Source organism: Algoriphagus oliviformis (assembly GCF_017254915.1).
In the GTDB taxonomy this organism is placed as follows: Bacteria; Bacteroidota; Bacteroidia; order Cytophagales; family Cyclobacteriaceae; genus Algoriphagus; species Algoriphagus oliviformis.
In genome coordinates this window covers 978831-1001513 of the sequence record NZ_JAFKCT010000001.1, presented here as the reverse complement: position 1 = coordinate 1001513, position 22683 = coordinate 978831, and the positions used below count along the sequence as shown (strand labels likewise).

Genomic DNA, 22683 nt, shown 5'->3' with positions numbered 1-22683 from the left:
TGTTCATGGCTTAGAGTTTTACAGATTGGGTGACAAATCCCGCATGCGGTGCGCCTGCCTTCACAGTGACGCTGCCGCCACCGCGGACGATCCAGCTCAGCGAGGTCTTCTCAAAAGCCCCCAGGGAATCGACCAGCTTGATCTTGTCTCCTGACACCAGCTTGTCGGCCGAAGCGTCCAGGTCGATGCGTATTTTTCGAAGCCATCTGGACTTTTCTCCCATCTCCGAATGGGTCGGCAGCGGGGAATTGTTGTACAGATCCAGGCTGATCCTGGTCAAGCCATTGCCCAGCTCCTCGGTCTTGAGGTTGTGGATCTCCAGCTTGGGCTGCATCTCGGCCAGCTTGAGGATGAAGGCCGTGTGCTCTTCGGCGATCCCGCCGACTTGGTCAAAGGCTGGATTGCTCGCCGCAAAGGGCTTGATCCCGCCGACTTCCACCTTTTTGCCGGGGAAATCCGGATGCTTCACCTCCGTCCAGGGCACAAAAGCGTCCCGACCCAGGGAATCAGACCAAGCCAGGAAATTCGCATCGGCATTGGTCTTTTCCTTCCACTCCGGCGTCCAATAGCCCGGCGTGGAGAAGCTCAGCCTGGCAAAATGGAAATAGGCCCACTGGAAAAAGTCCCCGTCGGTACCTTGGTTGCTTTGTTGGAAAGCCTTTTGGCTCACGGTCTCATTATAGATGCCGGACACCATCGCGTTGATGGCCTGGTCTTTTTCCAAAATGGAGGTGATCACGCGCTTCTTGGCGTCTCCCGCGCTGTACTTCAGCGGTGTACTGAGGTTGTTTGCGGGGGAAAAAGTCACGAAGGCAAAGATGTTCCACTGCTCAAAGAGGTAATCGAGCATGGCGCGGCTTTCCTTTTGCGACACCGCAAAGTCCCCAGCCAAAGGTTCAAACACGGGGAATTTGTAAGTTAGGGACTTGTTGAAGGCGATGCCTTCCTTCAGGTCCTCGGCAAACTTCCCGTCCTGATCCTCGTCCCTGCTTTCGCGGTAGAGGCTGTATTTTCCTGCCTCTCCTTTAGCCCGGTCGGCTTTCACGAGCACGCGTTCGTCTTCTTTGGAAAGCGTCCACTCGCCCATGGGGTCTTCCACGCGCATCCAGGTGATCAGGCCGTCCCCGTTGAGATCGGAGTACCCATTTTCCCCCGCAGCCCCATCGCGGTCGTGGTCCACGGCGACGGCATTGCCTCGGCGCTCGTACTTCAGCGACGCATGGTACTGCTCATAGGCGTCGGGCGACATGTTGGGAAAGATGTAAAAGGTCGTCTGCTCCAAGGCAGCCGCATGCTCGGCCACGAGCTTCTCGGCAAACTGCAGGGCCAGCTCCACGCTGAGCACCTGGTAGCCCTCGACTCCACCGACCACAGCGATGGCAGGCTTTTGGTCTTTGGCTCCCGTGCCGACCTTGAGCACGTAGATGTCTTTGCCGCCTTCGGTTTTGGTGAGGGATTTCAGCTCCACCGAGGCGTTGCCACCCAGTTTTTGGAGTCTTTGGGTGACCTGGCTCAGCGTGGGATAGTCTGACTGGGCGAGGAGCTCGCCTCCTATCAGGCTCCCCAGCAGTAGGCCGGTGAGTAAGATTTTCTTCATAGGATCATTGTTTCGGGTTTTTATCTGAATGGATAGATCAAGAATTCTAGGGGTAGTTTAGGAAAAAATCGGCAGGTTTTTCGGCTCCGTTTTTTTTGAAAAAGGAAATCAGCCTCAAGCGGATACCGCTTTGGATGAGTGGCGGGAATGCAAAGACACATTGGTGAATTGACAAAAAATGGCTTATTTGAGAGAGTTAGCCCAACGCCATGTACAAAAAAATAGCCTTAGCCATCGCCTTTTCCCCCAGAATGGAGGCCTTGGTAGCCGAGACCAAAAGGTTGGCACTGCGCTTTGAAAGCGAGCTCGTCCTGATCCATGTGGGGGAAAAAACCGACGAGCTGACCCAAAAGCTGGAAGCCCTGGTGACCAGGCTGGACCTGGACAGAGCCAAGACCAAAATCCTGTGGAAGGAAAAAGGCAAGCCCGTGAAGAAAATCCTGGAAGCCTGTGAGGAAGAGGAAGTGGACTTGCTGGTCTCCGGCGCGCTGAAGGAAGAAGGGCTGCTGATGTACTACCTCGGCTCGGTGGGCCGCAAGATCATCCGCAAGGCCAACTGCTCCGTCTTGACCCTCATCGACCCCAAGGTCGCCACCTCGGATTTTGGCAAAGTGGTGATCAACGGCACCCAGCTGCCGATCACTCCGCTGGTGATCCGGAGAGGGCTGGAGTTTTCGAAGAAGGTAGAATCCGCCCACATATCCATCCTCAACGAGATCAAGATGTACGGGCTGATGATGGGTACCGCCGCCGAGGATTCGGAGGAGGAAGCCTCCCAGACCCGCAGACTGCTCGTGCAGGACGAGGTGAAATATGTGGAAGACATCCTCAAGGACCTCGACCACCAGGGGCTGCGGATCAACATCAAGGTGACCGGCGGGCGATGGGCGGTGGAACTGGCGCGCTATTGCGAAAAAATCGAGGCGGACCTGCTCGTGGTCGGCGATGGCCGAAAGCTCACTTTCTTTGACCGCATCTTCCCCCATGACCTGGAAGACATCCTCAGCACCCTACCCTGCAACCTATTGATCGTAAAAAACTAAAACCTCCATGGAATCTCTCAATCACAAGGAGGTCATCAACCTACTCCTCCAACTGGCCACCATGTTGATCATGGCAAGAATATTTGCCGAGATCGCCAGGAAATTCAAACAGCCCGCGGTGGTCGGCGAAATCTTGGCCGGGATCATCATCGGCCCCACCATACTCGGCACCCTGATGCCGGACTTGCAGACCTACCTCTTTGGCTCCCACGCGATGTCCAACATCGCCCTGGATGGCTTTATCCAAATATCGGTGGTGCTGCTCCTCTTCATAGCCGGCCTGGAGGTCGAGCTGCAAGTGGTGTGGAACCAGGGAAAAAACGCCCTGAAGATCGCCGTGGCCTCGATGGTGCTGCCCATCATCGCGGGATTTGTGCTGGCCTATGCCTTTCCGGAATTTCTGGGGGTGAACATCAATGACCGCATCGTCGCCTCGACTTTCTTTGGCCTGACCATCTCCCTCACCGCCCTCGCGGTGGTAGCCCGGGTGCTGATGGATCTGGGGCTCTTCAAGACCTCGACCGGCCTGCTGATCATCGCCTCGGCCATGATCGTGGACATCCTGGGCTGGTTTGTCTTCTCGGTCATCCTGTCCATGTCCGAGTCGGGCAAAGAGGGACTGGGCATCTGGCAGACCATCGGGCTGACACTGGCTTTCACCCTGATCATGCTGACCATCGGCAAGGGACTGATCAACCGGGTGCTGCCCTGGATCAACAAGAAGCTCGCTTGGCCGGGCGGACTGCTGTCCCTATCGCTGGCGATCTGTTTCCTCGCGGCATCCTTCACGGAGTTTATCGGCATCCACGCCATCTTCGGCGCCTTTATCATCGGTGTGGCCCTGGGTGACTCGGAATACCTCACCGAGAAAGCCAAGGAAATCCTCCACCAGTTCATCAACAATATTTTCGCTCCGATCTTTTTCCTGAGCATAGGACTGAAGGTAAACTTCATCGAGGCCTTTGACCTGGGGATCGTCGGCGTGGTGGTGATCGTGGGTCTCCTGACCAAATACTTCGGGGCCTACTTCGGCGGACGCTGGGCAGGGATCAATCGACAGGAATCGATGGTCGTGGGATTTGGCATCAGCACCCGAGGCAGTATGGACATCATCCTGGGACTGATCGCGCTAGATGCGGGCCTGGTCTCGGACTCGCTCTTCATCGGCCTCGTGATCCTTGCGCTCATCTCCAGCATCGCCTCCGGACCGCTGATGGGCTGGGCGGGAAAGCAGAAGTCCTAAGGGATATCTCTATGCCCCATCAAGGAATTCGATTGGGCGGTCTTAACTTTCCACCCTAATTTTGGGTTGTCATTTCTTTCGAATTCCAACTTCAGACCAAATGGACACTATTAAGTCTCGGACAGGCGTACTGCTCGTCAATCTGGGAACCCCGGACAGCACCAACACCGGAGATGTGAGGCGATACCTCAGGGAGTTTTTGATGGATGGCAGGGTGATCGACATCCCCTTCCTCTCCAGATGGATGCTCGTAAACCTGATCATCGCGCCCTTTCGTGCACCCAAGTCCGCCGCGGAATACCGCAAAGTGTGGGAGGAACGGGGCTCGCCGCTGCTTTTCCACACCGAAGACCTCAAGGCCAAGCTCATCCAAAAACTAGATCCCGAGCGCTACGTGGTGGCCATGGGTATGCGCTACCAAAATCCCAGCATAGAGAAAGGCCTGGAAGAACTCATGAACCAAAAAGTCGGCAAGATCATCGTCGTGCCGCTTTTCCCCCAATATGCCTCGGCGACCAACGGCTCCGTGACGGACAAAGTGATGGAGATCGCCCGCGGCTGGCAGATCATCCCCGAGATCACCTTCATCAGCAACTACCTGGAGCATCCGCTATTCCTGGAAGCCTGGGCAGAGCTGGGGCGCGAGGCCTTGCAGGGCAAGGACTATGACAAGTATGTCTTTTCCTACCATGGCCTGCCCGAGCGGCAGATCCACAAAGGAAGCGTGGACGGCCACTGCCAGCTGGGCTCCTGCTGCGATCGGTATGGGGAGAAAAACCAGTTCTGCTACCGGGCCCAGTGTTTTCACACCACCCGCCTGCTGGCCGAGAAACTGGGACTGCCCGAAGACAAGGTCATGACCTGCTTCCAGTCCCGACTGGGCAAAGACCCCTGGATCAAACCCTACACCGAAGACACCGTCAAGGAACTCGCCTCCACCGGCAAGAAGCGCGTCCTGGTCTTCTCTCCGGCCTTTGTGGCCGACTGCCTGGAGACGACCGTGGAAGTCGGGCAGGAGTACAAAGAACAGTTTGAAGAGCTCGGCGGTGAGCACTGGGAGCTGGTGCCCAGCCTCAACTCCCGGGATACTTGGGTGGACTGCGTGAAAGATCTGGTGGAATCGAGGAATTGATCTGAGATTTGAGATTTGAAATTCGAGATTTGAGATTCGACATTTGAGATCGGAAATACTCCTCCCAAATTGCAGGCTAGCAGTGCATGACTGTCTAGCTACTTGATACCAGCTACTTGATACTCCATTGAACAAATCCTCCCAGCCTCTCCTTCTCCTCGGGATCATCCTGGTGTCCATCAACCTGCGGACATCAATCGCCTCGGTGGGGCCGCTGATCCCCTTTATCCGGGATGACCTGGGCATTTCTAACGGATTGGCGGGGTTTCTCACCACGCTTTCCCTGTTGACATTTGCGGTTTTTTCGCTTTTCTCCCCAGCCATCGGCAAGCGTCTTGGCCACGGCAAGGCGATCTTTCTGGGCATTGTCCTGCTGACGGTCGGCGTGCTCATCCGGGTCTTGGGGGGCATTGAGCTGCTGTACCTCGGGACGGCCATGACCGGTATCGGCATCGTCATCGCCAATGTGCTGATGATCCCTTTTTTCAAAGCCCGCCTGCCGGAAAAGATCGGTCTGCTCACGGCCATCCTCACCACGGGCATGTCCCTATTTGCCGCCGTCGCCTCGGGCATCAGCGTGCCGCTGGCCGTGGATCTGGGCTGGGGCTGGAGAGGCTCGCTGGCCTCCTGGAGTATGCTGATGGTCTTGGCTCTGATCGCCTGGGTTCCCCAGCTGAAACCCCACCAATCCGCCAACCAAACGAGCCTGCTTCCCGCCAAAAACGTCTGGGCTTCGCGGCTTGCCTGGCAGGTGACGCTCTTCATGGGCGCGCAGTCCGTGATGTATTTCACCCTGATCACCTGGCTGCCGGATATGCTCATCGCCCGCGGCATGAGTCCGGTCAAGGCTGGCATCTCCCTCTCCTACATGCAGCTGATCTCGCTGATCGGCACGTTTTTCATCCCCGGACTCCTGATCAGGCTGCGGGAGCAAAGCCGAGTGATCCTTGCGGTGGGCCTAAGCTACCTCGTCGGCTATGGAGCGCTCTTTGTGCAAAATGAGTGGGTGACTTTTGCCGCGCTGACCATCATCGGGATCGGCAGCGGAGCGAGCCTGAGCATTGCCTACACGCTGATCTCCCTGCGCTCCGCCGAGGACATGACCACTGCCAAGCTCTCCGGCATGGTGCAGTCTGCCGGGTACGTCCTCGCCGCCTTGGGTCCGCTCGTATTTGGGATCTCCATGGATCTTTTTGGCGACTGGGACATCCTGATTTGGTTTTTGCTGGCGGTCACCCTGCAATACCTGGCTTTTGGGATTCCTGCCGGAAAGGACAAAAAGATAGCCTAAGCGAATTTCCTCCCAACCCTCACGGGGAAAAGCCGTATTTTTGCCCAAGCTTTTACAAACTCATGCAAGACCTGTTTCACTCTCTCGGAATCTCAGACAACCTGCTCAACTACGTCCTGATGCCCCTGCTTATCTTTGTGGCCCGCATCGGCGACGTGTCGATCAACACGCTGCGCATCATGTTTATGATGAACGGAAAAAAGGGGATCGTGCCTATCTTGGGATTTTTTGAGGCCATGATCTGGCTCCTGGCGATAGGACAGATCTTCCAAAATGTGGACAACCCCATCTCCTACATCGCCTATGCTGGCGGTTTTGCGACGGGGACTTTTGTAGGGATGTCCCTGGAGGAAAAGCTGGCCATCGGCCGCGTCCTCGTGCGGGTGATCACGCCGACGCCGCATCCCGAGTTGCTGGAGTTTATGAAGGAGAAAAACTACCGCTTCACCAACGTGGGCGGAGAGGGCCGCTACGGCAAGGTGAATCTGCTCTTCACGGTGATGAAGCGGGATTCGCTGAAGGAATTCATCGCCAAGGTGAAGGAAGTGGACGAAAAGGCCTTCTACACCATCGAGAGTGTGAAGCGCGTCTCCGAAGACGACCTCAACACGATGGAAGACCGCGCGGGATTCCGCAGCCGTTTTTTCAGCAAAGCCCGCAATTGATGGGCAATTCCTGGTTTCAGTTTCAGCAGTTTCGCGTCCATCAGGATCGCTGCGCGATGAAGATCAGCACCGATGCGGTACTGCTGGGCACGCTGGCCGGGAAAGAAAATCCCACAAGCATCCTGGATATCGGAACGGGCACGGGCGTGGTCGCCCTGATGCTGGCGCAAAGATTTCCCAAAGCTTCGGTCACCGCGATCGAGATTGATATTGACGCTGCCGAGCAAGCGGGGGAAAATTTCCGTGAAAGCCCGTTTTCCGACCGGCTCTCCCTGGTACAGGGACGAGTCCAGGATTTTGCTTCGGGTGAGAAGTTTGACCTGATCGCCAGCAATCCGCCCTTTTTTCCCGACCACCTCAAGTCCTCCGACGCCAAGCGCAACCGCGCGCTGCATACCGACGAGCTGTCCTTCCGGGAATTGGTCGAAAAAGTCTCCCATCTGCTCGCTCCCAGCGGGACGTTTTGGGTGATCTTGCCACCCCGGCAGATGCGGGACTTGGAGATCCATGCCAACCAGTTCGGACTTAACCCTTTTCACAGAAGCCAAGTGCAAGACAGAGCTGACAAAGCCGTGTACCGGGAGATCGTCGGGTTTTCATTCCTCCGCAAGGAGGAAGCGGAAAATACCGTCATTCTCAAAAACGCCGACAATAGCTATACTGGGTCATATTCAGCGCTTCTTTCTGGTTTTTTGCTAGGCTATTGACAATCCTTGGTTTCGATTTTTTGATTTTTGTATAAAAATTCTGCCATATTTTGAACGGCAGGTTGTTATTGTTTGCGTTTTTATATTTTTGGATAAGCCGACCTTCAGCTGATGCGAGTTTCCTTTAGTCCTCTCTTTTTCAATACCCCGCTCCCGACCGGGCGGTGAAGTGCCGACCCTCCCTGCCTGCCTATGAATAGAATTTTACTCTTCTTGTTTTTGCTGCTGGGACAGGCCTCTTGGGCGCAGACCAGCCCTCCACCCAAACGGGAAGTCGTCGGCCGTGATATTGGACAGCTGAAGGGCATCAAGATCTCCGGCAGGATCATGGATGAGATCACCGGAGAGGCCCTCGTGGGAGCGACCGTCACGGTACCCGAGCTCAACCTGACCCGCATCACCGATGCCAACGGCGGCTTTGAGCTCACCCTGGACCGCGCGGAATACAATCTCCAGTTTCGATACGTGGGCTATGAGAGCATCGAGCACCGGATCACCGCCGTGGGAGATGGGAGGATGTCCATCCGGATGATCCAGGAGGATTTTCAGCTGGACGATGTGGTGATCTTTGGGCGTGATCCGGAGAAAAACATCCGATCCACGGACATGGGGGCGGTCACTCTGAGCATGAACACGATGCGGGAACTGCCGCCTTTCTTGGGAGAAGTGGACATCGTGCGTTCTCTGGCTACGCTCCCCGGAGTATCGCAGGTGGGTGAGGCCTCCTCCGGGCTCAACATCCGTGGAGGTGGCGTGGACCAAAACCTGATCCAATACGGCGGAGCCCCCATCTACAATCCCTCCCACATGTTTGGCCTCTTCACCGCCTTCAATGCCGACGTGGTCAACGACGTCACGCTCTACAAGGCTGCCGTCCCCGCGCGATACGGCGGCCGAAGCTCCGCCATCCTCGACATTCAGCCCAAAGCCGGAGCCATAGACCGGTGGGGTGCCGACCTTATGCTGAGCAACTATTCCGGCAAAATCTCCGTCAACGGCCCTCTGGTGAAAGACAAGGTTTCGATACTGGGCGGCTTCAGGATTTCCTACATCAACTGGTTTCTCCACGCGATGAACAACAGCACCCTGAGAAACTCCGAGGCCAACTTCTACGACGGCAACCTGGTCATCAGCGCGCCCGTCTCCGAAAACAACGAGCTCACCTACAGCTATTACACCAGCTACGACGACTTTGCCTTCTCCTCCGACACGACGATCTCCTGGAAAAATGTGGCTCATTCTCTCCAGTGGAAAAGCAGGCTCAGCGCAAAGCTCTCCCTCGAAGCACTGGGCTACCTGACCCGCTACAACTATGGGATCTTCAACGACTCAGGCATAAACGACTTCCAGATCAATTCCGACATCGAGGATCTGGGAGGAAAGCTCTTTGTCACCTACGAGCTGGGAGCGGCCAACAAAATCAGCCTGGGCGCGCTCTACAAGCAGGTAGCGATCCAGCCCGGGGAGCTCGTGCCTACCGGACAGGAGGACATTCTTCCCAAAAAAGTCCAGGACGAGCAGGGCAGGGAGTTGGCTGCGCACTTTCAGCATGAGTTTGAGCTGGGGGAAAAGCTGGGCTTCTCCTATGGCCTGAGGTACGATCTCTACCAATACCTCGGCCCGAGGACGGTCAGGGAATATGCCGAGGGGCAGCCTATCTCAGACGGGAACGCCATCGCCGAAACGCAATATGCGGATGGAGAGGTGATCCAGGACTTCAGCGGGCTCGGTCCACGTGCCTCTGTCCGCTATTCTTTTGACAAATCTTCCTCGGTGAAACTGGGCTACAACAAGATGTACCAGTTTATCCACCTGATCTCCAATACCGCCACCATAGCCCCCTCTGACGTGTGGAAGCTGAGCGATCCCTTTCTCAAGCCGCAGATCGCAGACCAGTATTCCCTCGGCTTCTACAAAAACCTGAAAGGAAACATCTTTGAGACGTCCCTGGAAGTCTACTACAAAGACCTGCAAAACGTGGTCGAATACAAGGACGGCGCCAGCCTGATCCTGCAAGACCATATCGAGACCGAGCTGATCCCCGCCGAGGGCAAGGCCTACGGGGTAGAGCTGTATGTGAAAAAGAACTTGGGACGGCTTACTGGCTGGGTTTCCTACACCTACTCCAGGGCCCTCCGGCGCGTGATGACGGACTTTGAGGAGGAAAAAATCAACGACGGCGCCTGGTACCCGAGCAATTTTGACAAACCGCACGACCTCACCCTGATCGGCAACTACAAGGTAAGCACCAACACCTCCGTGTCGGCGACCTTCGCCTACAGCAGCGGAAGACCGGTCACGCTGCCCGCGGCCAAGTTTGACTATTCGGGCAACAGCCTGGCCTACTTCGACAGCCGCAACCAGTCCCGCATTCCCGACTTTCATCGTTTGGACCTTGCCATCAACTTCAAGTTCAACGGAGAAGGACTTTTTTTTGAAGGCAATTGGACTTTCTCCCTCCTCAATGTCTATGCGAGGAAAAACCCCTTCTCGGTGTACTTCGACGACAAAGAGATGGCTCCGCCCCAATCCTTCCGCTTGGCCCTTTTGGGCGTACCCCTACCGAGTATGAGCTATGCGATCAAATTCTGAAAAGATGCTGAAAAGACTGATCTACCTCCTGCTACTCATTCCCCTGTCCTGCATCGATCCCTATCAGGTCGAGGTGCCCGAGGGCGAGCAGCTGCTGATCGTGGAGGGGACGATCACCTCCGGGCCGGGGCCGCATGCCATCACCCTGACCCGCAGCGCTACCTATGGCAGCGACTACGAGGGCTTCATCCGCCCGGTGCAGCGTGCGATAGTGAGCCTCAGGGATGACCAAGGAGGCACAGTCCTGCTGACCGAAAGCCAGACCGCCAAAGGCTCTTACTTCACCGATGCGGCTTTCCGAGCGGAAGTGGGCCGTACCTACACCCTGCTCATCCAGACCTCCGATGGAAAACTATACTCATCTGCACCCGAAAAAGTAGCTGCCGTTCCCGAACTGAAAAACCTTGGTTTCCGGACGGTAGTGATCGAGCAGGATGGAGGAGAAAATCCAAAATCAGGCATACAGCTGATCGCGGAAGTGGACGACCCCATAGAAGAAAACAACTTCTACTACTGGAGGACTGGACCAGCCGTGTACATCTTGGAAACCCGTCCGGACCTGTATACTCCTCCGATTTCTCCTACCAATCCGAATCCCATTCCCCAGCCCAAGCCATGCTGTGTCTACTGCTTTCGCACGGAAATCTCGGACAACCGAAGCATATTCGTGGAAACCGACGACAGTTTTAACGGGCTTACCACCTATCTGCCCGCAGCTTTTGTCGCCGATGACGGGATGCGCTTTGTGAACAAATTCAGGATAGATGTCAGGCAATTGGGGATCTCCCAGGACGCCTACCGATTCCTTCGGCTGGTCCAGCAGCAGACCGAGACCAGCGGATCGATCTTTGACCCGCCGCCTGCGACGATCCGCGGCAACATGTTCAGCTTGGATGACCCCAAGGAGGTCGTCTTGGGATATTTCATCGCTGCGGGAGAGTCAACCCAGAGAATATATGTGAACAAGTCTGAACTCACATTTCAACAAAACAGGGCGATTATCCCGGATGACTGCAGGGAGGTGGAAGGAGCGAATTTTGATCCCCCCGCCGACTGGAAACCCTGATCGTCCAGCAGGCTAGCCCAAGACCTCCTCAAAGCGAATCCCCCAACGCTCCAGTTCGGAGAGGATGGGCTCATATAGCTCTGGACAGGTTGGGATATGGAGCCCTCTGAGGGCTATTTTCCCATCCAAAAACAAATCGACAGCTACTGCCAAGGGTAGGCCAACCGTCTTGGCCATGGCGGTGTGGATGGAGTCTTCTCCCACACAGACCAGGCTAGAGCTGACCTTTCTCAGACCTTGGTTACTCTCCATCTCAAAAAGGTGCTTCATCACGATCATATCCCTATCCTCCGGCTGTAGCTCCCAATCTTCCTCAAGTACGGCTTGGAGCAGCTGCGCCGGACTGCCTTTGGTCCTGGGCAGCTTGCGCTTTCCGAAAAACCCAAGCCATTGGATCTTTTCAAACGTGGGAAAATCAAGCTCGGGAATCGCTTCTCCCAGCTTCTCCTCCACACTCAGCTGCTCGTGGTAAGGCAAAAACGCGTTGAGAAATTCCTTCAGCGTGGCTCCCTCGGGCAGGCCCAGCTGCACCGAGTCGTCAGTCATGCCTAGCTGGACAAAGACATCCCAGGCCTTGCAATATCCTGCCCGTCGCAGGGTCCCCCGCAGCATAGTCTGAATGCCCTCCAGCCCATACACGCCGCGGTAGCCTAGCGAATCCCGATTGGGGTAGCCTTCAAAATCCCCCAATCCGGGAAAGACCAGGGGCTCGACGCGCCGAAAAAGCCTATGGTAAGGCACGTACTTCAGGTCACCCTGCTCGATGTAGCTGGCGGTGGCCTGTCCCGCCAGCACGACGTTTCTGGGATTCCAGGTAAACTTGTACTTCCAGGGATTGTCTTCCGACTCGGGAGCCAAAAGCCCTCCACAGTAAGACTTGAAGGAGACGATCTCCTCCCCTCTGGCTTTGGCGGCATCGATGATCTTCATGGCGGACATGTGGTCGATGCCCGGATCCAGCCCGCATTCATTGAGGAAAAAGAGCCCCTTGTCGCGGATCTCCGAAGCCAAGGCCTTCATCTCGGCGGATTCGTAGGAGGCGGAGAAAAAGTGCTTGCCCAAGCTCAGGCAATCTTTGGCCACCACGGGATGCATGGCCGCCGGAAGCATGGAGATCACGAGGTCTGCCGAGGCTACCAGCGCTCTCCGCGCGGAGTCATCGGCAGAATCCAAGCGCACCGCCCGGGTGCTCGGACGGTTTCCCAGACGGAGTCGCGCCACATCCAGATCGAGGTCTGCCAAGATCAGCTCACGCTCCTTGTCCCGGCAGCTGTCTGCCAGGTAGTCGATCAGATATGTAGAGGATTTGCCCGCGCCGAGGAGTAGGATCGTGTTCATCTTTGGAAGTTTAAAGGTCTAAATTGGGAATATTTTCCGGCCGGAAAAGGCCATTTGGCGATTATCAGCCAACAATTCCTTACTTTGATCAGTTGGACTTGCCTAACCTGTTTTAAAAAAGTGAAAAAGATAAACCTGCACTCAGAGCTTGAGGAGCTGAGTCCCGAGGAGCTCAATCCCACCGAGCGCAGTCTGCTCTCGAAAGCACAAATCGTGTCCGAGCAGGCCTATGCGCCCTACTCCAATTTTCATGTCGGAGCGGCTGTTTTGCTCGAAAACGGCGAGGTGCTCCAGTCCTCCAACCAGGAAAATGTCAGCTTCCCGGCCGGCAGCTGTGCGGAGCGCCTTCTCCTCGGCTATGCCGGAGCCAACTTTCCCGACACGGCCCCGGTGATGCTGGCCATCGTCGCCCGCCGTGCGGGGGAAGAAACCTGGGCGGAGGTCTCGCCCTGCGGGATCTGCCGCCAGACCATCAACGAATCCGAGAAGCGCTTTGGCAAGCCAGTCACCCTCCTGATCCTGAGGTCCAACGGGAATGTCCTGCGGATAAAAGGGATCTCCGAGCTGCTGCCGCTGAAGTTCAACGATTTCGATCCGGAGTGACAATGGAGCGATAGTAATCAGTTGAGTCGACAGCTATGTTTTTCTTAGTTTCATACAGGGATCTTAGTAGATAATCCACTATATTCAGGAAACTCTTTGCAACCTCCTAAAAGCCAAATTCCATGATCGCCATCGCCATTCTTTTTATCGTCTTGGGAGCCTTGGTAAAGTACGGGAAGATGCACTTCCTGATCGCCGGGTACAGCAGCCTCTCCAGTTCCGAAAAAGACCGGATCGACGTCGACTCCGTCGCCAACGTGTTCCGCAATGGTTTTTTTGGAATGGCGGCGGTCATCCTTGCAGCGGAGGTCTACGGCAGATTTACCGGTGATTTGACCATTCAAAAACCGGCATTTTTCGCGGCCATCTTCATTGGTTTGCCCTATGTGATCATCGCTTCCAATCTGAAAAAGAACAGGTAAAGCAAATTCGATTACCTTGCCTTTCTTTTGGAACAAGTGAAGCAAACGATCCGATTCGAGTACGAAGCACAGTACCATCTCTCCCAAGAACCGACCTTCGACGAAGAGGAAATCTGGCTGGTCTTGCACGGATACGGTCAATTGGCCGAGTTTTTTGTCCGGAAGTTCCATCCCTTCTTTTCCCCAAAGAGGCTCTTTGTCGCCCCGGAAGCCACTAACCACCACTATCGGCAGGGTTTCCAAGGCAGAGTCGGCGCCAACTGGATGACCAGGCATGAGCGCGAAACGGCCATCGCCAACAACCACCGCTTTCTCGACGCCCTGCTGGGGCAAATCCTGGACAAGTACCCGTCCAAGCCTACGGTCCACGTGTTGGGCTTTTCCCAAGGCGCGGCGACTGCCACCCGCTGGGCCAGCCGATGGCAGGGCAAAATTGCCACGCTGGTGCTCTGGGCAGGGGGATTTGCCTTGGACATGAGCCTGGAGTGCGCCAAAGAAGCCTTTGCCGAGACGCAACTCATCCTCGCGCTGGGAGACCGGGACGAGCTGATCACGCCAGACCAACTGCAAAAACAGGAGGACTTGATCTCAAGCCTGAATAAGGAAATCCTCCGGTATTCCTTTGCCGGCGGACATGAGCTTGACGCCGAGCTTCTGGAAAAAATCATAAACCAAAAGAAATGAGGCTATTTTTTGGCCTCGGGATTGCTATGTTTGAAACAATTTGACGAAATTTTACCTTTCGTTATTTTTCGATAACTCTTGAAACCTATACATGCTTTCGCTTACTGAAAAAGAGGTAGATATCATTGCTACCCAACTGCTCAAAGGGATGATCTGCTTCTACCAGATAGACAAGAAGAAGGTCCATCAAATGCCCGACGACGAGGATTACTTCAACTATGACCTGACCCCCGAAGAGGAGGACATCCTGGACGAAATCGACGAGGATCCGGACAATTTCGCGGAATTCACCAGAATGGAGCCCGCACAGGAGCACCAGATGATGCAGGACTTCGTCGACCGCAAGGTCAAGGAGCGCAACCTCGCCGAGGATTTGGTCAATGCGCTGAGCAAGCCCAAAGCAGCCACCGGCTTCAAGTTTTTGATAGACGGGTCCAAATACAAAAACGAATGGGTCGAATACCGGAAGGACAAGTACCTCGACTGGGTAAAGGAGCAGGTCGACGCCTTCAACTTTGCAGAAGACTAAAACATGCCGCCTGGGAAAGCCCGGGCGGCATTCATTTTTTCCCACTTTTGGAAGCTTCCCGACATGTCCCCCATTTCCATCAGAAATACGCTGAAGCCCGGTGACCTAGGCCAGGTAGCCTACCTGCACGGCAAGATCTATGCGGAGGAGCAGGGCTTTGGGCAGGACTTTGAGGCTTATGTGATGGAGAGCCTGCTGGAGTTTTACCGCCAGTACGATCCGGCCAAAGACAAGGTCTGGGTGCTGGAGAAGGAGGAAAGGATGGTGGGCTTTCTCCTCCTGATGCACCGTCCCGACCGACAGGCCCAGCTGCGCTACTTCATCCTGGAAAAGGAGTGCCGGGGCAGCGGCTTGGGAAAGAGACTGGTGCAGGAATGGATGGCCTGCTTTCGCGAAAAAGGCTACGCAGGTGCGTATCTTTATACTACCAGTGGCCTGGATTCCGCCGTGCACCTGTACGAGAGCGTGGGCTTTCGCAAGGTATCCGAAAAACAATCCGAGGAATTTGGTGTTCCCCTCAACGAAATCCTTTACCGACTCCCCTAGCCTTTGCTTATGAAAAAGCAGCTTTTGATTTTGTTTTTGACCCTTTTAGCCCAGTTTGCTTTTGCCCAGGATTGGGACTGGGGCGGCCCGATGGATCCTTTGCAGCAAAAAATCCGGATACGCCACTACCGACTGGAGCTGGAGTTTTTTCCCGAAACGCAGCGCATCCAGGGCTCCAACACGATCACCTTCTCCGCCGAGGAAAAGCTGGATACCCTGCGGCTGAATCTCATTGACGAATACGAAGTACAGCAGGTGCTCATGGATGGCAAAGAGGTGAAATTCTCCCACAAGGGGGACATCCTGGACATCATCCCGGTGGACTGCACCTGCGACCAGGTCCAGGTTTTCTACGGAGGAAAGACTCCCATCGCGCCCAACCCTCCCTGGGAGGGGGGCTTCACTTGGGAAAAAGACCAGCTGGAAAACCACTGGATGGGCCTGTCCTCCCAGGGGGAGGGTTCGCAGATCTTCATGCCTGCCCTGGATCATCCCGCCAGTGAGCCCAGCGAAGGGGTCGACCTCCTACTCACTGCGCCCAAGCCCTACTTTGTCGCCTCCAACGGGAGGCTGCGCTCGACCCTAGAGGGGGAGGACAAGCTCACCTACCACTGGGCAACGGCCTACCCGATCAATGTGTACAACATCAACTTTACGATGGGGATTTTCCACGAGGAAAAACTAGACTTCACCTCCATATCCGGAGGCACGATCCCCATGCACGTGTGGGTCTTGCAGGAAAACCGCACCAAAGCCCCGGAGCTCCTCCAGCTGCTGAAGATCAGCACGGAGACGCAGGAGAAGTATTTTGGCCCATTTCCCTTTCCCGACGACAAAATCGCCGTGGTGGAGACGCCCTATCTCGGCATGGAGCACCAGACCATCAACGCGTATGGCAACAATTTCCAGTTTGTGCCCATGGGAGCCACCCAATACGACTGGCTGCTGCACCATGAGCTGGGCCATGAGTGGTTTGGCAACAAGATCTCCGTCGCGGACTTTGCCGACCTGTGGATTCACGAGGGCCTGACCGCCTATGGGGATTTTCTCTTCTACTGGGAGCATGGCGGACCAGAGGCCTATTTCGACAAAGTACGGGGAGACGCGAAGTACATTCCCCATATCAAGCCCGTGGTCAGCCCGGCCAACTCCACCGAAAACGAGGCCTACCATGGGGAGATCTATTCCAAGGGCGCGATGGTCATCCACTCCCTTCGGGGGATCCTGGGCGACGAGGTCTTTTTTCCCATGATCAAAGCCTTTGCCTCCGACGAGCGCTTCACCTACCAAAACCGGGTCAGCACCAAAGATTTCATGGAGTTTGTCCAAAGCTACTCGGGACAGGACCTCCGGGGATTTTTTGAGCTCTACCTCTACACCACGGACATCCCGCGGCTGAAGGTGGGCAAAAAAGGCAAATCGGGCTATGCCATCGCCCTTCAGGGGATCGACTTCACCATGCCGGTGGAGGTAGAGACCTCAGAGGGCCTGGTCAGGGTAGCCCTTGGCCCCAAGCCCACGCTCGTGCGCAGCTCCTCACCACCGGTGGTGGACCCCAGGGGCTGGATCATGATGGAGAGGTAGCAAAGGCAGCCCTTATTTGGGTCGTTTCCAGAGATTCCCCAGGCTTGGCTTGGATAGTTTTGCCGCTTTTAGTTTATTGAATTTACCCTATCGCTTAGTTTTTTTCACCAAACGAAAATCCAAATGGAAAAGCACCTATACGATTCCGGCCTGATCGGAAACTGCTCTTTTATCGCCCATATCCAACGAAACACCAATGTAGCCTGGCTCTGCATGCCCCGCTTCGACTCTGACTTTTTGTTTGGGGGGATTTTGGACAAGGAAAAAGGCGGGGAATTCACCATCCTCCCCGAGTCCGAGGAATTTGAATCCAGCCAGTCCTACCTGGAAAACACGAACATCCTGGAGACCATCGTACAGAGCGGGAAAGAGCGCTACAAGGTCACCGATTTTGCCCCGCGCTTCAAAAACTACGACCGATACTACCGCCCCCTGATGCTGATCCGAAAGATCCAGCCCATCTCGGGATTTCCCCGCATCCGCATCAAGTGCCAGCCCGTGGCCGAGCGGGGAAGCATGAAGCTCAAAGGCACGCAGGGCAGCAACCACATCCAGTTTATGAACTATGACCAGGAGGTGCGGCTGACCACCAACGCCCCCCTGAGCTTTATCATAGAGGAGAAAAGCTTTGTCCTGCAGCGGCCAATCTATCTGGTGTTTACCTACGGACGCCCACTGGAGGCGCCGATCGAGTCCACGGCGGAGCGGTTTCTCCAGTCCACCACAGAGTACTGGCACAGCTGGGTGAAGTCCACGAGTATCTACAACTTCCACCAGCGGCTCGTGCTACGATCCGCTTTGCTTCTGAAAATCCACCAGTATGAGGATACCGGGGCTATCATCGCGGCCTCCACGACCTCGCTGCCAGAGTCCCCCGGCTCCACGCGAAACTGGGACTACCGCTTCTGCTGGATCAGGGACAGCTACTATACGCTCACCTGCTTCAACAGCATCGGCCACTTCGAAGAGCTGGAGAAATACTTCGAGTACATCCAAAACCTCCCCACCGTACAGGACAACCGCTATCAGCCGCTGTACTCGATCACGGGCAATTGGTTTTTGACCGAGGAAATCTGTGAGCTCGACGGCTACCTGGGCAACAAGCCCGTACGCTTTGGCAACCTGGCCTATACCCACGTGCAAAATGACCTGTATGGCCAGGTGCTGGTGTCGCTTTTACCGCTCTATTCGGACAACCGCTTTACGGCCAAAGAACGCAGCTACTCCGAACCCATGATCATGAATCTGCTGGACAAGATCGAGCATACCATGGAGGAAAAGGATGCCGGCCTGTGGGAATTCCGCAACCTGGCGCAGGAGCATTGCTACACGTTCCTCTTCCACTGGGCCGGAGCCTCGGCGGCCATCAAAATCGCCGCGAGGCTGAAAAACGAGGAGATGCACAAAAAGGCTACCGAGCTCAAAGCCGCCGCCACCAAAAAGATCGAGGCGTGCTACCTCCCCGAGCGAAAGGCCTATGCCCAGGCCATCGGCGTGACACACATGGATGCCAGCACCCTGCAGCTGATCACCATGGGATACTTCGGCAATGATATCGAGCGGGCAAACAACCACCTGAAAGCCCTGGAAAGCGAGCTCTTGGCCAAAGACTACCTCTTCTACCGCTACAAGCACCGGGACGATTTCGGCGTTCCGGAGACCACCTTCCTCATTTGCGCATTTTGGTACATCGAAGCACTGGCCTGTGTCAACCGTCTGGATGAAGCAATCGAGGGATTTGAGACGCTGACCAAGTACTGCAACCACCTGCAGCTGTTTTCGGAGGACGTGGACCAAGCCACCGGCAGCCAGTGGGGCAACTTCCCCCAGGCTTACTCGCATGTGGGCTTGATGAATGCCGCTTTCCGCATCGGCAGAAAGCTGGACAGACCCAACTTCCTATAGACACGCGGTTTACTTTCGGCCCAAACGAAAAAACACAGCCGAGATCAAAAAGTCAGAAAGGCCTGCTTCCGGAGAAGCAGGCCTTTCTATTCTTTGTATCCAAGCGGATGAGTACGACTAGCTCCTAGCCTAGCAGCGACTTGAGAAGCTGCCTGACCTGCTTGTACGATTTGATGTTGTAGGTAGCCTGGGTGTAGCTGTATCCCACCCGGATGGTAAAGGCCCCCTTTGGCATGGCCTTGAAGGTGTCTTCGTCCGTCCAGTCGTCTCCGATGGCGAGGATAAAGTCATTTTCGAGGCCTTTCATCAGGTTGAGCGCGGCGCGGCCCTTGTTGATGTCGGGACGCTTGATCTCCAAGACCATGTTCCCTTCGAGCACCTGCAGGTTGTAGCCCCTTGCCATATATTTCAGATGGCTGAAAAGCTCCCGCATACGCAGGTCTCCCAGTCCGCTTTCCACCTTGCGGTAGTGCCACACCAGGGAGTGGTGTTTTTCCTCTATCAATGCACCCGGAGTACGGAGTACGTAGTATTCCATGATTTTGCGGATATCCTCCTTCCAATGGTCATCTACCTCGGCGTAAAGCTCCCAGCTGTCGGGCGCCTCCCTTTTCCGCATCCAGACGCCGTGCTCCGCGATCAGGTCTATGGGAAAACCTTCGAACCACTTGCCGAGAGTGTCCTTGTCACGGCCGGAGATGATGACCACTTGGGCCATTTGGCTGAGAGCTCGGACCAAGTCGCGCAGCTCCTCGTCCGGCACGGCGTCTTCCGGATGGGAGGTAAAGCCCGTGAGCGTCCCGTCGTAGTCGAGGAAAAGCACCGGGTTTTGGGAGGACTGAAAAGCCTGTCGAATGTCGGAGATGACCTTCTGGTCTACGTTTTTGGACTTGAACTCCGCCTGCTTGGCTTTCACGTGGCCCAAGCGGTCCATGAATACCTCCACCCATTGGAACACGTCGTATTTCCGCAGGCTTTTCTGCATGGAGCGGATGCGCTGCTCCTGCTCTTTGGGTTCCATGGTAAGCGCCTGATAGATGGCTTCCACTACCCCCCGCTTGTCGTTGGGATTGACCAAAAGCGCCTCGCGGAGCTCCTTGGAGGCACCGGCCATTTCCGACAGGATCAATACGCCCTTTTGGTCTATCTTGCTGGCGACAAACTCCTTGCACACCAAATTCATCCCGTCACGCAGCGGCGTCACCAGGGCGATGTCCGACATGCTGTAGAAGGCGCTCAGCTCCTCAAAAGGAAATCCTCTGTAGAAATAGTGTACAGGCACCCAGTTGAGCGTGGAGAAGGCGGAATTGATCCTGCCGACCAGCAGGTCGATCTCTTCCTTCAGTTCTTTATAGGACTGCACCATATCGCGGCTGGGCACCACGATCATGATCATGGACACTTTTCCATGCAGCTCCGGATAGTCCGTAAGCAGATCTTGGAACGCGTGGAGCCGCTGGGGAATACCCTTGGAATAGTCCAGGCGATCGATGGTGATGATCAGCTTCTGGTCTCCCAGCTGCTTGCGGTATTCTTTGACCAGGCTTTGGGTCTTTTTGCTCTTGGCCTGGTTTTCAAACTTCCCGTAGTCAATTCCCATCGGAAAGGAGTCCACGTTGATGATGCGGTTTTCCGCCTGGATGGTACCGCTTTCGGAGGAAAGCCCGATGATCCTGCTGACTGCGCTCATGAAGTGCCTCATATCGTCGTAGGTATGGAAACCGATCAGGTCGGCCCCGCAAATCCCCTCCAGGATCTCGCTTCTCCAGGGAATCATCCGGATGATCTCATAGGATGGGAAAGGAATGTGCTGGAAAAAACCGATAGTGGCATCAGGCAGCGCCTCGCGCAGCATTTTGGGCAGCAGCAGCAGCTGGTAGTCATGTACCCAAATCGTGTCGTCGGGCTGCGCACGCTTCAGGATCGCTTCGCAAAAAAGCTCGTTGACCCGGTAGTAGGCCTCCCAATGCTCGGGATTGTAAGCAATGTATTGGGTGAAATAGTGAAAGGCGGGCCAGAGCGTCTCATTGCTGAAGCCCTCGTAAAACTCCTCCACGTCCCTCTGGGACAGAAAGACGGGCACCATCTTGTGCTGGTGGAGATCCAGCATGATCTCCGCTCGTTTTTCCGGCTCATCCACGACGTTGCCGGGCCAGCCTATCCAGATGTTTTCACCCTCTTTGTAGATGGATCCCAGCCCGGTGGCCAGTCCGCCAGCGGAGGGTTTGTATTCATAATGTCCGTTTTTTTGACGGAGGGAGATAGGAAGTCTATTGGATACAATAATAGTCTTTGACATGGGAATAGATTAAAAACAGTGGACGACAAGAGTCCGATTACGTTCTGGTGACAGCATTGAAGTTAATCAATTGCGGCCAAGAACTTTGAAAAAAAGGCAATTTCCCTGCCCAAACAGTGGAAATCCGAAAACAAAAAAAGCCCCAGCTTGGAAACTGGGGCTCTCTGTGATTGGGATCGGATCAAAGTCCGAAGGCGGCCTTCACCTGGTCGACGTAGTCGAGTTTTTCCCAGGTAAACAATTCCACATCCAGGGAAATTTGGTCACGGTACGGAGAGTAGAAAGTCTTGGTCACGACCTCGTTCTTTCTGCCCATGTGGCCATAGGCGGCAGTCTCTTCGTAGATCGGATTTCTGAGCTTCAGTCTCTGCTCGATGGCATAGGGGCGCATGTCAAAGATGGCCTCCACTTTCTTGGCTATCTCGCCGTCGCTCAGCCCTACCTTGGCCGTGCCGTAAGTATTGACGTAGATTCCCATGGGCTTTGCCACGCCGATCGCATAGGACACCTGTACCAGGATCTCATCTGCGACGCCGGCAGCCACCATGTTTTTGGCAATGTGACGGGTAGCATAGGCTGCGGAGCGGTCTACTTTGGAAGGATCTTTTCCGGAGAAAGCCCCCCCTCCGTGCGCGCCTTTGCCACCGTAGGTATCCACGATGATCTTCCGCCCGGTCAGGCCGGTATCGCCATGAGGCCCACCGATCACAAACTTGCCGGTTGGGTTGATGTGATAGTTGATATCGGCTGTGAAAAGCTTCTGCAACTCCGGCTTCAGCTTCGCCTTCACCCTTGGAATCAGGATATTGATGATGTCGGATTTGATCTTGGCCAGCATGGCTTCCTCCTCATCAAAGTCGTCGTGCTGGGTGGAAACCACGATCGCGTCGATGCGCTGGGGCACGTTGTCGTCGCTGTATTCGATGGTCACCTGCGACTTGGAGTCCGGTCTGAGGTAGGTGATTTCCTTGTTTTCCCTTCTCAGCTCAGCCAGCTCCCGCAGGATCATGTGGGAGAGGTCCAGAGCCAGCGGCATGTAGTTTTCGGTCTCCGCGGTCGCGTAGCCAAACATCATTCCTTGGTCGCCTGCTCCCTGCTCTTCCGGAGTTTTGCGGTCTACGCCTTGGTTGATATCGGCTGACTGCTCGTGGATAGCGGAAAGCACCCCGCAGGAGTTGCCTTCAAACATGTATTCGCTTTTGGTGTAGCCGATGCGGTTGATCACGTCGCGGGCGATCTTCTGCACGTCCAGGTAGATGTCGGATTTCACTTCCCCTGCCAAAACGACCTGTCCAGTGGTCACGAGGGTTTCACAAGCTACTTTGGAATTGGGATCGAAGGCCAAAAAATTGTCAATCAGCGCGTCGGAAATCTGGTCAGCGATTTTGTCAGGATGACCCTCAGACACTGACTCTGAGGTAAATAGATATGCCATAA

At 55.3% G+C, this 22683-nt stretch carries 19 protein-coding genes; 15 read left to right on the top strand and 4 right to left on the bottom strand.

Features of this window, described 5'->3' with window-relative positions; translation table 11 throughout:
* Positions 1-10: 10 nt before the first annotated feature.
* Entirely contained in the window at positions 11-1597 is a 1587-nt protein-coding gene (locus J0A68_RS04320; RefSeq protein WP_206576952.1) for a M14 family metallopeptidase, read from the bottom strand.
* Positions 1598-1806: 209 nt separating this feature from the next.
* Between J0A68_RS04320 and J0A68_RS04315 the strand changes: the two genes are divergently transcribed.
* The 8 genes from J0A68_RS04315 (at position 1807) to J0A68_RS04280 (ending at position 11336) form a co-directional block, all read left to right on the top strand.
* A complete protein-coding gene (locus J0A68_RS04315) occupies positions 1807-2640 on the top strand; it encodes a universal stress protein (protein ID WP_206576951.1) in 834 nt (277 codons plus the stop codon).
* 7 nt (positions 2641-2647) lie between these two features.
* On the top strand, positions 2648-3883 hold the full coding sequence (locus J0A68_RS04310) for a cation:proton antiporter (protein ID WP_206576950.1): 1236 nt from the start codon (positions 2648-2650) through the stop codon (positions 3881-3883).
* Between the two features lie 100 nt (positions 3884-3983).
* Positions 3984-5015: a ferrochelatase gene (gene hemH / locus J0A68_RS04305; protein ID WP_206576949.1), complete on the top strand. Its 1032-nt coding sequence runs from the start codon at positions 3984-3986 to the stop codon at positions 5013-5015.
* A 127-nt stretch (positions 5016-5142) separates the two neighbouring features.
* A complete protein-coding gene (locus J0A68_RS04300) occupies positions 5143-6306 on the top strand; it encodes a CynX/NimT family MFS transporter (RefSeq protein WP_206576948.1) in 1164 nt (387 codons plus the stop codon).
* Between the two features lie 62 nt (positions 6307-6368).
* Complete coding sequence (locus tag J0A68_RS04295) at positions 6369-6971, top strand: DUF2179 domain-containing protein (protein ID WP_206576947.1); 603 nt, start codon at positions 6369-6371, stop codon at positions 6969-6971.
* Positions 6971-7678, top strand: a complete 708-nt coding sequence (locus tag J0A68_RS04290) for a tRNA1(Val) (adenine(37)-N6)-methyltransferase (protein ID WP_206576946.1) — start codon at positions 6971-6973, stop codon at positions 7676-7678. The genes J0A68_RS04295 and J0A68_RS04290 overlap by 1 nt, the downstream gene beginning before the upstream one ends.
* A gap of 192 nt (positions 7679-7870) precedes the next feature.
* A complete protein-coding gene (locus J0A68_RS04285; protein WP_206576945.1) occupies positions 7871-10270 on the top strand; it encodes a TonB-dependent receptor in 2400 nt (799 codons plus the stop codon).
* Positions 10271-10274: 4 nt separating this feature from the next.
* Positions 10275-11336, top strand: coding sequence for a DUF4249 domain-containing protein (locus tag J0A68_RS04280; protein WP_206576944.1), 1062 nt, complete (start codon positions 10275-10277; stop codon positions 11334-11336).
* 12 nt (positions 11337-11348) lie between these two features.
* Here the strand turns inward: J0A68_RS04280 and J0A68_RS04275 are convergent, their stop codons facing one another.
* Positions 11349-12674, bottom strand: a complete 1326-nt coding sequence (locus J0A68_RS04275; RefSeq protein WP_206576943.1) for a saccharopine dehydrogenase C-terminal domain-containing protein — start codon at positions 12672-12674, stop codon at positions 11349-11351.
* Between the two features lie 120 nt (positions 12675-12794).
* On the opposite strand from J0A68_RS04275, the gene J0A68_RS04270 reads away from it, so the two are divergent.
* From J0A68_RS04270 to J0A68_RS04240, 7 genes are all read left to right on the top strand, one after another.
* Positions 12795-13277 carry a cytidine deaminase gene (locus J0A68_RS04270; RefSeq protein ID WP_206576942.1) on the top strand — a complete coding sequence of 161 codons (483 nt, stop codon included), beginning with the start codon at positions 12795-12797 and terminating at the stop codon, positions 13275-13277.
* Positions 13278-13399: 122 nt separating this feature from the next.
* Complete coding sequence (locus J0A68_RS04265) at positions 13400-13699, top strand: DUF3784 domain-containing protein (RefSeq protein ID WP_206576941.1); 300 nt, start codon at positions 13400-13402, stop codon at positions 13697-13699.
* A gap of 36 nt (positions 13700-13735) precedes the next feature.
* Positions 13736-14383, top strand: coding sequence for an alpha/beta hydrolase (locus J0A68_RS04260; RefSeq protein WP_206576940.1), 648 nt, complete (start codon positions 13736-13738; stop codon positions 14381-14383).
* Positions 14384-14474: 91 nt separating this feature from the next.
* Entirely contained in the window at positions 14475-14912 is a 438-nt protein-coding gene (locus J0A68_RS04255) for a UPF0158 family protein (RefSeq protein ID WP_206576939.1), read from the top strand.
* Between the two features lie 3 nt (positions 14913-14915).
* On the top strand, positions 14916-15458 hold the full coding sequence (locus J0A68_RS04250) for a GNAT family N-acetyltransferase (protein WP_236021335.1): 543 nt from the start codon (positions 14916-14918) through the stop codon (positions 15456-15458).
* 9 nt (positions 15459-15467) lie between these two features.
* A complete protein-coding gene (locus J0A68_RS04245) occupies positions 15468-17042 on the top strand; it encodes a M1 family metallopeptidase (protein ID WP_206576938.1) in 1575 nt (524 codons plus the stop codon).
* Positions 17043-17165: 123 nt separating this feature from the next.
* Positions 17166-18947, top strand: a complete 1782-nt coding sequence (locus J0A68_RS04240; protein ID WP_206576937.1) for a glycoside hydrolase family 15 protein — start codon at positions 17166-17168, stop codon at positions 18945-18947.
* Between the two features lie 124 nt (positions 18948-19071).
* Here the strand turns inward: J0A68_RS04240 and J0A68_RS04235 are convergent, their stop codons facing one another.
* Both J0A68_RS04235 and metK read right to left on the bottom strand, forming a co-directional pair.
* On the bottom strand, positions 19072-21246 hold the full coding sequence (locus J0A68_RS04235) for a bifunctional alpha,alpha-trehalose-phosphate synthase (UDP-forming)/trehalose-phosphatase (protein WP_206576936.1): 2175 nt from the start codon (positions 21244-21246) through the stop codon (positions 19072-19074).
* Positions 21247-21427: 181 nt separating this feature from the next.
* Positions 21428-22681, bottom strand: a complete 1254-nt coding sequence (gene metK / locus J0A68_RS04230; RefSeq protein WP_206576935.1) for a methionine adenosyltransferase — start codon at positions 22679-22681, stop codon at positions 21428-21430.
* Positions 22682-22683: the final 2 nt, after the last annotated feature.

What these genes read in the sequence shown, in the direction of transcription:
- J0A68_RS04235 (WP_206576936.1), bottom strand. Translation starts at nt 21,246, where the DNA reads ATGTCAAAGACTATTATTGTATCCAATAGACTTCCTATCTCCCTCCGT.
- J0A68_RS04280 (WP_206576944.1), top strand. Translation starts at nt 10,275, where the DNA reads ATGCTGAAAAGACTGATCTACCTCCTGCTACTCATTCCCCTGTCCTGC.
- hemH (WP_206576949.1), top strand. Translation starts at nt 3,984, where the DNA reads ATGGACACTATTAAGTCTCGGACAGGCGTACTGCTCGTCAATCTGGGA.
- J0A68_RS04240 (WP_206576937.1), top strand. Translation starts at nt 17,166, where the DNA reads ATGGAAAAGCACCTATACGATTCCGGCCTGATCGGAAACTGCTCTTTT.
- J0A68_RS04295 (WP_206576947.1), top strand. Translation starts at nt 6,369, where the DNA reads ATGCAAGACCTGTTTCACTCTCTCGGAATCTCAGACAACCTGCTCAAC.
- J0A68_RS04255 (WP_206576939.1), top strand. Translation starts at nt 14,475, where the DNA reads ATGCTTTCGCTTACTGAAAAAGAGGTAGATATCATTGCTACCCAACTG.
- metK (WP_206576935.1), bottom strand. Translation starts at nt 22,681, where the DNA reads ATGGCATATCTATTTACCTCAGAGTCAGTGTCTGAGGGTCATCCTGAC.
- J0A68_RS04265 (WP_206576941.1), top strand. Translation starts at nt 13,400, where the DNA reads ATGATCGCCATCGCCATTCTTTTTATCGTCTTGGGAGCCTTGGTAAAG.
- J0A68_RS04290 (WP_206576946.1), top strand. Translation starts at nt 6,971, where the DNA reads ATGGGCAATTCCTGGTTTCAGTTTCAGCAGTTTCGCGTCCATCAGGAT.
- J0A68_RS04250 (WP_236021335.1), top strand. Translation starts at nt 14,916, where the DNA reads ATGCCGCCTGGGAAAGCCCGGGCGGCATTCATTTTTTCCCACTTTTGG.
- J0A68_RS04320 (WP_206576952.1), bottom strand. Translation starts at nt 1,597, where the DNA reads ATGAAGAAAATCTTACTCACCGGCCTACTGCTGGGGAGCCTGATAGGA.
- J0A68_RS04245 (WP_206576938.1), top strand. Translation starts at nt 15,468, where the DNA reads ATGAAAAAGCAGCTTTTGATTTTGTTTTTGACCCTTTTAGCCCAGTTT.
- J0A68_RS04310 (WP_206576950.1), top strand. Translation starts at nt 2,648, where the DNA reads ATGGAATCTCTCAATCACAAGGAGGTCATCAACCTACTCCTCCAACTG.
- J0A68_RS04275 (WP_206576943.1), bottom strand. Translation starts at nt 12,674, where the DNA reads ATGAACACGATCCTACTCCTCGGCGCGGGCAAATCCTCTACATATCTG.
- J0A68_RS04315 (WP_206576951.1), top strand. Translation starts at nt 1,807, where the DNA reads ATGTACAAAAAAATAGCCTTAGCCATCGCCTTTTCCCCCAGAATGGAG.
- J0A68_RS04285 (WP_206576945.1), top strand. Translation starts at nt 7,871, where the DNA reads ATGAATAGAATTTTACTCTTCTTGTTTTTGCTGCTGGGACAGGCCTCT.